This window comes from Sulfurimonas sp., from assembly GCF_032250635.1.
Classification (GTDB): domain Bacteria; phylum Campylobacterota; class Campylobacteria; order Campylobacterales; family Sulfurimonadaceae; genus Sulfurimonas.
Genome location: NZ_JAVVFL010000063.1, coordinates 1 through 9,970, shown reverse-complemented (window position 1 = coordinate 9,970; position 9,970 = coordinate 1). Strand labels below are relative to the sequence as shown.

The following is a 9,970-nucleotide window of genomic DNA, read 5'->3' as shown; positions in this document are numbered from 1 at the left end:
GTTTTAGGGCGTTTTGGGTTGTTATTTTTTCTATATCTTGGAGTGAAATTTCCAAAAGTTCGGACATTTTTTTTGCAACAAAAGTAGTGTAGAGAGGCTCATTTCTCTCACCTCTGTGAGGTGTCGGTGTCAAGTATGGACCATCCGTTTCGATTAAAAGTTTTTCACTTGGAATTTTTGGCAACGCGTGAAGCAATTTTTTTGCATTTTTAAAGGTTAAAACACCGCCTATTCCAAAGTAAAAACCCTCATTTGCAAGGCTTAAGAGCTCCTCATCCGCATTGTAGCAGTGAAGAACTCCTCCGATCTCTTTTGCGTTGTGTGCAAGAAGAATCTCTTTTGAGTCTCTTGAAGCATCTCTAATATGCACAATAAGCGGTTTTTTATGCTTTTTAGCTATTTCAATCTGAGCTATAAAAACCTCTTTTTGCCTCTCTTTTTCTCTCTCTTTCTCCTCGTCTGTTCCCTCAAGTCTAAAGTAATCAAGCCCGCATTCGCCTACGGCTACGCATTTTGGATGGTTTATGTAGTCGTTAAAATCCTCATTGTTAAACGACTCCATATCATAAGGATGCACACCCACTGCAAAATAGACGTCACTGTTGTTTTGGGCAATCTCTACGGCTCTTTTTAAGTTTTTTGGATCTGCTCCGGGAATGATAAAGCGCTCTACCCCGCTCTCTCTGGCTCTTTTGAGCACTTCATCCAGATCATCCCTGTATCTCTCATCATCTAAGTGCACATGCGTGTCAATTATCATACTATTCTCTCTATTTTTGTAGACTCAGCAGCTCTTTTGCAAACTTCTTAGCCTCTTGCGTAACGCTCTCGCCGCTTATAATTCTTGCAATCTCATCTACTCTCTCATCAAAGTCAAGTTCTCTCACATGTGACTCATCGCCTTTTTTATGTACCAAAAAGTGCTGATCTCCCATGGAGGTAAGTTGCGGCTGGTGTGAAATTACAAATATTTGAAAATGGCTGGAGAGCTCTTTTAGCACCTTTGCAACGCTCATGGACTCCTCGCCGCTGAGATTTGCATCTATCTCATCAAGCATCAATACGCCGCCGTTTTTGTTCATAAACTCAGATTTTAGAGCCAGTACGGCAAGGCGAAGCCTGTTAAACTCCCCCGTACTAATCTTTTGCAAATCGGTAGCATTTAGTTTAAGGAGTATCTCATCTTTCCCAAAAACCCCATACTCTGCGTCTCTTATCTCGACCTGAGCATCTCGAAGATAGAGCTCTTTTAGGTAGCTGTTTAAATCATCTCTGAAAAATTTTAGCTCATCCAAGCGAAGAGCAGTTATTTTATTTGCCAAATCTTTTACTTTTGCCTCAAGCGCCGCCTCTCTTGCTGCCAAATCACCTTTGGTTATCTCTATATTTTCATACTTTTGTAGTTCTTGTATCTTTTGCTCTTTGTACTCAATAGCTTCTTTAATGCCGCCGTATCTTCTCTTTAAGTCGCTTAACTCTTCAATGCGGTTCAATACCTCTTCGATATCTACTTCATCAAGCGCATTAAACCTCTCCTCTGCACTCTCCATGACTGCTCTGAGCTCATTCATAGCATCATTAAAAAAAGAGTTCTCTATGTTTAATACATCCAGCGCGCTAAATACGCCGTGTTCATGCTCAAAAATCGCGTTTGCTTTGGCTATCGCCTCCAGTGCCTTCTCTTTTTTGGAGAGCTCTTTTTTAATCTCCAAAAGCTCTTCATCCTCGGATATTTTTGGGTTTACACTCTCTATTTTTTTAATCTCAAATGCCGCAAACTCTTTTAATTCAGTAACTCTTTTTTGTTCATCTTCAATAACCAGAAGCTCTTTTTTGACTCTTTTATGCTCTAAAAAAGCCTCTTTGTACTCATTTTTGAGAGCATCCATATTATGGTTTTGTTTTTTTATTCTGCTGTCTAAAATCAAAAGAAGATTTTCGTTTTCAAAATCGCTAAAATCTCTTAAAGAGAGATGTCTTAAGTAGTTTGAAGAGAGGCTTGACATCGCTTTTTTAGGTAGGCTTTGGTTATTTATAAAGTATCTTGATTTCTCTTTTTTAATATGTTTAAAAATATAGACGTCATCATTTTCTATGCCGTGCTCATCAGCATCCAAATCCCAAGAAACAGTCGATTCACATAGCGATGCGTCGGAAGCTGCACTGCCAAATGATGATAAGATTGAACTCATTAAAATCGACTTTCCGCTTCCGCTTGGACCCGTAAATACAACAAGTCCCGATTTCAAGTCAAGTTCAACCTCTTTAAAACTGAGGTACTCTTTTAAGTAGAATCTCTCTATCATTCATACGCACCTTGTAAAATATTTCAAATTATACTTCTTTATTGTTAAAATCTAAACTCGCCAATTTTATTTTATAAATGAAGCTATTTCTGAGGAAACTCTTTAAGCATCGCAGAGACCGTTTCATTGAAGTACTCGGCACGCTCCTGCGGCGTTTCAAAACTCTCGATGTTTTTAGTTAGCTTTGCATACCAGAATATCTTCTGCGTTGCAGGGTCGAGCATATTTATAAACAGAGTTCCTTTGTCGTTTGAAAAGCCTCTTGCGGTTCCAAGTGAGAGACCAAGCCCGCTTGAAAACGTGCCAAGACCAAAGCCTAAACCGACATTTGATGGAACATCCTCTCTTATAATGCTCTGAAATGTTATGTGAAAATCCGCCTCATGTTCCGGCGCACTGACATACCCTTTTGCCTGCATCTCATCGGTGATTGCTTCAACAATACGCTCATCGTTTAGCGCACCTGAATCCTCGGTTTGGTTATAAACTACTGCAAATGTCGACAGTGCAGCTATATTAAACGATGGATCAAAATCAATATCTGCCTTTTTAGCCGAGCATCCTGCAAAGAGAATCAGCAGAAGTGGAAGTATATATTTAAACATGTAGACTCCTTTTGGCTATTCGCCCCATCTTAATTTCTCTTTTAACACCTCAAAGTAGTTATACTCTTCTCTGTGTATCAACTTAACCGTTTTAGTAGCAAGTTTTATATGCACGCTCTCGCCGAGTTCTAGTTCATGCACATCTTGTCCGTCTATGATAATAAGCGCTCTCTCTTCTGATGTCTTCATCTCTATGGCATATTTCCCAGGAAGCACGACCGGTCTTTGCGTCAGTGAGTGAGGGCAAATGGGTGTCAGGGCAAACACATTTGACATAGGAAAAAGCACAGGACCGCCGGCAGAGAGGTTGTAAGCCGTTGAACCGGTTGGAGTTGAGACGATTACCCCATCACCGTAGTAAGTGTTAAAAGCTTGAGAATCCACAAGCGTCTCTATATGTATCATGTTTGAAACACGCGTACGGGTAAGCACTATGTCGTTAAAAGCGTAGTACTTGACCTCTTTTGTGTTTTTTATAACCGTTGCTTCAAGAACTGCTCTCTCATCTACTTTGTATCTGTTTTGGATAATTTTTTCAACAAATGCGTCAAGTTCATCAAGCGATAAATCTGCCAAAAAACCAAGATTTCCTGCATGAACACCGAGTATCGGGATGTCAAAATCAAACGATTTTCTCACCGTAGATATAAGTGTACCGTCACCGCCAAAACTCACTATAAAGTCACACTCCATGCAGATATTTTTAAAACTCTCGCCGCTCATGCCGATCATTTTGGCACTTTTGCTCTCTAGCAAAACATCTATATTACGGCTTTTAAAAATCTTCTCCACTTTTAGGTAGCCATCTTTTAGTTCCGGGGTTAGTGGTCTTAAAACTACACCGATTTTTTTAATCTCTTTGCTTTTCAAAATATCTCTTTATAAAACTGTTTCGTAAATTATACACTCTTTAGCGTTAAAATCTGACCTTACGCACTTTTGTCAAAAAGAGCGTTTTCTCCCATGTCCGAAAGATATGGGTAGCTTTAGGGGGTTGTAGGGACATTTGTCCCTGCCGCTTTATGGGCTTTGCTCATAAAGTGCATAACATCAGTAAAAACAAAAAAAACTCTCTAATTATGCGATAAGCCAAATTTAGATACAATCGCGAAAATTATTTACCAGGACTCTATGTTTATGAGAAGTCATTATTGTACAGATTTAAGTGAAGCAAACGTCGGGCAAGACGTTGTTCTAACAGGTTGGGCAAACAGTTACCGTGATCATGGCGGGATTATTTTTATTGATTTAAGAGACAAAAGCGGGCTTATTCAGCTTACATGTGACCCTGAAGAGAATGCAGGCGCGCATAAATCAGCAGACGGCGTTCGTGATGAGTATGTTCTCATAGCTAAGGGAACAGTTCGTCATCGCGGAGAGGGTCTTGTAAATCCTCGTCTTAAAACAGGCGCCATTGAAGTTATAGTAAAAGAGCTTATTATTGAGAACAAATCAGCTCCTATTCCTTTTGCTATCGGCGATCAAAATGTCGGCGAAGAAATAAGACTTAAATACCGTTACTTAGAGCTTAGAGACCCTGCAATGTACGAAACGTTTCGTCTTCGCTCAAAAGCGGCAATCGCTGCAAGAAACATACTTGACGCAAACGGCTTTTTAGAGGTTGAAACTCCTATTTTAACAAAATCAACCCCAGAGGGTGCTAGAGATTACCTTGTTCCATCTCGCGTTCACAGCGGTGAGTTCTATGCGCTTCCACAATCTCCACAACTTTTCAAACAGCTTTTAATGGTCGGCGGATTTGACAGATACTTCCAGATAGCAAAATGTTTTCGCGATGAAGATTTAAGAGCCGATCGTCAGCCTGAATTTACTCAAATAGATGTCGAGATGAGCTTCTGCGACCAAGAGGATGTTATAAAAGTAGCTGAGGATCTTCTTGAAGCTATGTTTGGCGCTTGCGGCATCAATGTTAAAGCTCCGTTTAACCGTATTTCACACATGAACGCTATGGAGTGGTACGGCTCTGACAAGCCTGATTTAAGATATGACCTTAAGATGGTTGACGTTATAGATATATTTGAGAGATGCGACAATGAGATCTTTACAAATATTGCAAAAAAACCGCATACAAACCGCATCAAGGCTCTAAAAGTTCCAGGCGCAGACTTAGTTTTCTCAAAGAGAGAGATGAAGAGTTTTGAGGATTATGTACGCCAGTTCGGCGCACAAGGTCTTGGCTACTTTCAAATGAAAGAAGATGGTCTTAAAGGTCCTCTTATTAAGTTTTTTAGTGAAGATGATATTGCGCTTTTAGTCGAGAGACTCGGTATGGAACTGGGCGATGTCGTTTTCTTCGGCGCAGGCGACAAAAAAACAGTGTGGGATTACATGGGACGTCTTAGAATCTTTATTGCTGAGCATGAGAAGATGAATCTTGTAGATAAAGATGCTTTTGAGTTTGTATGGGTTGTTGATTTTCCTATGTTCGAGGTTGAAGATGGTAGAGTAAAAGCACTCCACCATCCATTTACGCAGCCAAAAGATACCGATAAAGATGATGTAGAAGAGATAGAGTCTATCGCTTACGACATCGTTTTAAACGGTACAGAGCTAGGTGGAGGAAGCATTCGTATCCATAAGCCTGAAGTTCAAGAAGAGGTTTTTAAACTGCTGGGGATTGATGAAGAAGAAGCAAAAGAGAAATTTGGCTTCTTGCTCGATGCTCTTAAATTCGGCGCTCCTCCACATGGCGGTTTTGCGATAGGATTTGACAGACTTATGATGCTAATTACCAAAAAATCAAGCATACGCGACGTTATAGCATTTCCTAAAACGCAAAAAGCTTCTTGTATTTTAACAAAAGCACCTAGTACTGTTGATAACACTCAACTTCGCGACCTTCATATTAGACTACGCGAACAAGTAAAATAACCATATATGAAAAAATTATTTTTAATCATCGGAGCGCCCGGCTCCGGTAAAACTACTGATGCAGAGTTAATCGCCAAACAAAATGACAAAATAACACACTACTCCACCGGCGATATGCTCCGCGCGGAAGTTGCAAGCGGCAGTAAGCTTGGCTCTGAAATAGACAACTACATCTCAAAAGGGCTTATTGTTCCTATAAAAATAGCCATAGAGACTATTGTAAATGCCATCAAAAATGCTCCTACTGACATCATCATTATCGATGGTTATCCAAGAAGCATGGAGCAGCTGAATGCTTTGGATGAATATCTACATGCAGACTCATCCTTAGAACTTATAAGCGTTATAGAAGTAAATGTAAGCGAAGAGACTGCTAGAGATAGAGTTCTTGGTCGTAACCGTGGTGCTGATGACAACACGGAAGTATTTGACAACCGTATGAAGGTTTACACAGAGCCTTTGGCAGATATAGAAGCGTTTTACAAGGCTAAAAATCTTTTACATGTAATATCTGGCGAAGGAACTATTGAGACAATAGTTTCTGAGATGCAGGATTTTATAAACTCTAAAATTTAATTGAACCCAATAACGGGCTCAATTAACCAAGTTTTGAAACGATAGCCGCTTCAACTTCTGATATATCGGCAGTTCCATCAACAGTAATGTACGTTAAAGAAGCTATTTTCTCCGCTTGCTCTTTATAGTAACCGATTAGAGGTTTTGTCTGCTCATGATATACTTTTAGCCTATCAAGCACAACCGATTCTTTATCGTCATCTCTTTGAACCAAATCTTCACCAGTCACATCATCTTTGCCATCTACTTTTGGCGGATTGTAAACTAAATGGTAAGTTCTCCCGCTTGCCAAGTGCGCGCGTCGACCTGACATGCGCTTCACAATTTCGGTATCTGGAACATCTATCTCAATGACGGCATCAATATCTACACCTGCACTTTTAAGAGCATCTGCTTGAGCAATGGTACGAGGAAAACCATCCAATAAAAAACCATTTTTACAATCATCTTCTTGGATTCTATCTTTTACAAGACCGATAATTATCTCATCAGTTACCAGCTGACCGGCATCCATCGCTGCTTTAGCCATTTTACCCAACTCTGTGCCTGCTTTAATAGCCCCACGGAGCATATCTCCCGTAGAGATTTGAGGAATGTTATATCTTTTCGTTAAAAACCCAGCCTGAGTCCCTTTTCCGGCGCCCGGAGCTCCAAGTAATATTATTCTCATATTTATCCTATCTGTTTTGTTGGTGTGATTATATATAAATGTAGTTAAAACTAGCTATAAATAAACCTCCTCTGAAGCGTAAATTTCATAAAATACACTCAATTAACTACAGGAAGCAAAATGTCATTTTCCAAACTGGGTCTCTCACCGCAAATCCAAAGCGCGCTTAAAAAAAGCGGCTTTATAGCGCCTACTCCTATTCAAGAAAAGGTTATTCCACTTGCGCTAAATCATCATGATATTATGGCGATGGCGCAGACAGGAAGCGGTAAAAGTGCCGCTTTTGTACTGCCGATACTTGAACTCTGGACTAAGAGTGTCGGTGAAGGAAAGCCTAAGATAAAAGCACTTGTTGTAACCCCTACTCGTGAACTTACGCTTCAAGTTGCTGATGCTTTTAACACTTTTGGCGTAGATCTGAAAAGAAAACCAAAGGTTGTCTCTATTATCGGCGGAGAGAGTATAGGTGATCAAATCTATGCCATTCAGCAGGGATGTGATATCTTGGTAGCGACCTCAGGACGACTTCTTGACGTGCTTACAAAAAAGCAGACAAACCTCTCTCATCTTGAATTTTTTGTTCTTGATGAAGCAGACAAGATGCTAAACCTTGGTTTTTCGCAGGAGCTTGATGCCATACTTGAAGCGATTCCGCAAAAGCGCCAAAACCTTCTCTTCTCTGCAACCTACCCTCAGAAAATCTTAGATATTGCCTCAAAGATTACACAAAATCCCATCAGAGTAAATATTGAGCAAGATGTGCCCACTGTAGAGAGTGTGGTGCAGCGCGCCATAGAAGTAAATCATGAAAATCGCGGTCCGCTTCTAAGACATCTTCTTGATAATGAAAAATTAGAGCAAGTTCTTGTGTTTATGGCAAACAAAAGAGCTACGGACAATATAGCGGCTAAGTTTAAAAAGTACGGCTACAAGGCGGAGTCGTTTCACGGAGATCTGCTTCAAGATGAGCGCACACTTACGTTAGATGAGTTTAAAGCCAAAAAGATACGCATACTCTTTGCAACCGATATAGCCGCTAGAGGACTCGATATAGAGAATGTCTCATGTGTTATAAACTTTGACCTTCCTCGCTCGCCGACCGACTATATCCACCGCATTGGCCGCACTGCAAGAGCCGGCAGGTCGGGAATGGCCATCTCGTTTATATCCCACGAGAATAGAGCGCATTTTGGTATCATCCAAAAGAGATGCAAGGTAAATATAGCAATGGAGCAGATAGAGGGGTTTGCGCTCAAAGGCGAAGCCGCCATAAAAGTAAAAGGTCCGCAGCCGATCAAAGGCAAGGGCAAAAGCAAAAAAGACAAAGCAAGAGAAAGGGCCCTTAAATAGGCTATATGAATATAGTCCAATAAATTGTCACTAGGTAATTTATTGGCTACTATGTCTTATTATACTTTTTATCATGGTTTTCAAGAAGTCTTTTGCCGTGTACTACTGCTACAAATAAAACTCTATTTGAATCAATTTTATAAATTAATCTATAACTATAAACAAATATCTCTCGGATATTAATATCATTCATCTCAGGGACTTTACGACCTAATTCTGTAAACTCTTTTAAAATTTCAGCTTTTTCAAAAAAATTTGATACTACAGATTTCGCATAAGCAGGAGAATCTTTTTCTATATAAGTGGCGATAGACTCTATATCTTCAAGAGCCTCCTCTGACCACTCTAATTTAATAGCCATTTAGCCATTCTTACTTTTGCATCTTTATGTGATGAGACTTCACCATTTTTCGCACGACCAATGCCGTTTTTTATTTTTTCCACAACATAAAGGTGATACTGTATATCCTCGTAAGTACAATCATCAGGAAGATTTTGAATCATCTTTTGCGCTTCTTGTTTGACTGCTACCATGGCACTTCCTTTTTTATCAATATTATAGCATATTTGTTTTTTGAGTATAACGTTTGTCGTGAGCAATAATTTTCCCGCTAGGGTAAATTATTGGTCTCCTCGTATTTGTTATATTTTTTATTTGGACACTCCAAAAGTGGAGATTCACTCACAGGGGTGTAGTTTCAAATCGAAATCCATTTTGGATTATGGATTCAACATTTTGAAGAGGAGTGGTATGAAAAAGTATCAATGGATTATCCTCCAACTCTTGCTCAAAAATACAATAACAGGTCTTTTCAGACGGACTCTTAAATTCGTATTTTTCCATTCATCATCCTTTTTGGCTTATTTGTTGACCTTGCGAATATAACGCCTGAACTAACTGGTTTTTACGGAGCATAGAGGAGTGAAAATCCAGTGCAGTGATTTGTTATACCTTTTATTTAGTTTTCAATGCTATTTTATATAGAATTGGTTTTATCTCGATATTCCCATCGTTTAGCAAATCAGTTCCTTTAATTTTCCATATTTTAGGTTTTTCAGAGCCAACATCATAAACAATATAGAAATAGTAATTATCCTTCTTTTTTGAAATTTCTAACTCATTTGAGGAAATAAAAATATTGCAAAAGCCAATAGGCTTAAGGGTCGATTTAACTTCTATATATTTTTCTATTCCGTTATTATCATATGACTTTATATCGTAGCCAACACTATCATCTCGTTTAGAAATTTGATCAACTTTTTCTGCTAAGTCCGGTTTGCCATCTCTTATCAATGACTGCCGTTCTGCCATTACAACAATTTGTTCTCCTCTGTTTCCAATTCTTTTAAATTTTTTCGATTGCACAGAGTAATCTACTTTCTTAGAGTTTTTATTTGTTGAGCTTTGATTATTAGCAATTGCATCAGTATGTAGATTGACAAACTCAACTCTAATTTTTTCAATTGGTGGAAAATCTTTTAGTTTAAATTCTGACAGTTCCTTTGGAAGTTCTTCATCTTTAAGCTCATCATTAGGTCGTCCAAAAGACTGATATAAGAATTTACTAAAT

The 9,970-nt window shown here is 39.1% G+C and carries 11 protein-coding genes; 3 read left to right on the top strand and 8 right to left on the bottom strand.

The genetic code is table 11. The annotated features are described in order from the left end of the window. The 4 genes from RQ763_RS05380 to RQ763_RS05365 form a co-directional block, all read right to left on the bottom strand. On the bottom strand, positions 1-760 hold a 760-nt coding region (locus tag RQ763_RS05380; protein ID WP_314151632.1), incomplete at its 3' end, for a TatD family hydrolase. Between the two features lie 10 nt (positions 761-770). Next, the gene (locus RQ763_RS05375; protein ID WP_314151631.1) at positions 771-2,306 is read right to left on the bottom strand and encodes an AAA family ATPase; all 1,536 of its coding nucleotides are present in this window, start codon (positions 2,304-2,306) and stop codon (positions 771-773) included. 83 nt (positions 2,307-2,389) lie between these two features. Next, a complete protein-coding gene (locus RQ763_RS05370) occupies positions 2,390-2,911 on the bottom strand; it encodes a DUF4136 domain-containing protein (protein ID WP_314151630.1) in 522 nt (173 codons plus the stop codon). A 15-nt stretch (positions 2,912-2,926) separates the two neighbouring features. Further along, positions 2,927-3,781 (bottom strand): NAD(+)/NADH kinase, encoded by an 855-nt coding sequence (locus RQ763_RS05365; protein ID WP_314151629.1) that lies wholly within the window; start codon positions 3,779-3,781, stop codon positions 2,927-2,929. A 267-nt stretch (positions 3,782-4,048) separates the two neighbouring features. Between RQ763_RS05365 and aspS the strand changes: the two genes are divergently transcribed. Together aspS and RQ763_RS05355 are read left to right on the top strand one after the other, a co-directional pair. Beyond that, positions 4,049-5,803, top strand: coding sequence for an aspartate--tRNA ligase (aspS, locus tag RQ763_RS05360; RefSeq protein WP_314151628.1), 1,755 nt, complete (start codon positions 4,049-4,051; stop codon positions 5,801-5,803). A 6-nt stretch (positions 5,804-5,809) separates the two neighbouring features. After that, positions 5,810-6,379, top strand: a complete 570-nt coding sequence (locus tag RQ763_RS05355; RefSeq protein WP_314151627.1) for an adenylate kinase — start codon at positions 5,810-5,812, stop codon at positions 6,377-6,379. 22 nt (positions 6,380-6,401) lie between these two features. On the opposite strand, the gene adk is transcribed toward RQ763_RS05355, so the two are convergent. Further along, on the bottom strand, positions 6,402-7,049 hold the full coding sequence (adk, locus tag RQ763_RS05350; protein WP_314151626.1) for an adenylate kinase: 648 nt from the start codon (positions 7,047-7,049) through the stop codon (positions 6,402-6,404). A gap of 120 nt (positions 7,050-7,169) precedes the next feature. Here adk and RQ763_RS05345 point away from each other — a divergent pair, with 120 nt between their 5' ends. Continuing rightward, positions 7,170-8,399, top strand: a complete 1,230-nt coding sequence (locus RQ763_RS05345; protein ID WP_314151625.1) for a DEAD/DEAH box helicase — start codon at positions 7,170-7,172, stop codon at positions 8,397-8,399. Between the two features lie 49 nt (positions 8,400-8,448). On the opposite strand, the gene RQ763_RS05340 is transcribed toward RQ763_RS05345, so the two are convergent. From RQ763_RS05340 to RQ763_RS05330, 3 genes are all read right to left on the bottom strand, one after another. Further along, on the bottom strand, positions 8,449-8,760 hold the full coding sequence (locus RQ763_RS05340; RefSeq protein WP_314151624.1) for a type II toxin-antitoxin system RelE/ParE family toxin: 312 nt from the start codon (positions 8,758-8,760) through the stop codon (positions 8,449-8,451). Further along, positions 8,745-8,933, bottom strand: coding sequence for a hypothetical protein (locus RQ763_RS05335; RefSeq protein WP_314151623.1), 189 nt, complete (start codon positions 8,931-8,933; stop codon positions 8,745-8,747). The genes RQ763_RS05340 and RQ763_RS05335 overlap by 16 nt, the downstream gene beginning before the upstream one ends. 421 nt (positions 8,934-9,354) lie before the next feature. Next, positions 9,355-9,970: DUF3883 domain-containing protein (locus RQ763_RS05330; protein ID WP_314151621.1), on the bottom strand; the 616-nt coding region annotated here is incomplete at its 5' end.

Coding starts and splice junctions, on each gene's coding strand:
- RQ763_RS05375 (WP_314151631.1), bottom strand. CDS start 2,306: ATGATAGAGAGATTCTACTTAAAAGAGTACCTCAGTTTTAAAGAGGTT.
- RQ763_RS05370 (WP_314151630.1), bottom strand. CDS start 2,911: ATGTTTAAATATATACTTCCACTTCTGCTGATTCTCTTTGCAGGATGC.
- aspS (WP_314151628.1), top strand. CDS start 4,049: ATGAGAAGTCATTATTGTACAGATTTAAGTGAAGCAAACGTCGGGCAA.
- RQ763_RS05355 (WP_314151627.1), top strand. CDS start 5,810: ATGAAAAAATTATTTTTAATCATCGGAGCGCCCGGCTCCGGTAAAACT.
- adk (WP_314151626.1), bottom strand. CDS start 7,049: ATGAGAATAATATTACTTGGAGCTCCGGGCGCCGGAAAAGGGACTCAG.
- RQ763_RS05345 (WP_314151625.1), top strand. CDS start 7,170: ATGTCATTTTCCAAACTGGGTCTCTCACCGCAAATCCAAAGCGCGCTT.
- RQ763_RS05340 (WP_314151624.1), bottom strand. CDS start 8,760: ATGGCTATTAAATTAGAGTGGTCAGAGGAGGCTCTTGAAGATATAGAG.
- RQ763_RS05335 (WP_314151623.1), bottom strand. CDS start 8,933: ATGGTAGCAGTCAAACAAGAAGCGCAAAAGATGATTCAAAATCTTCCT.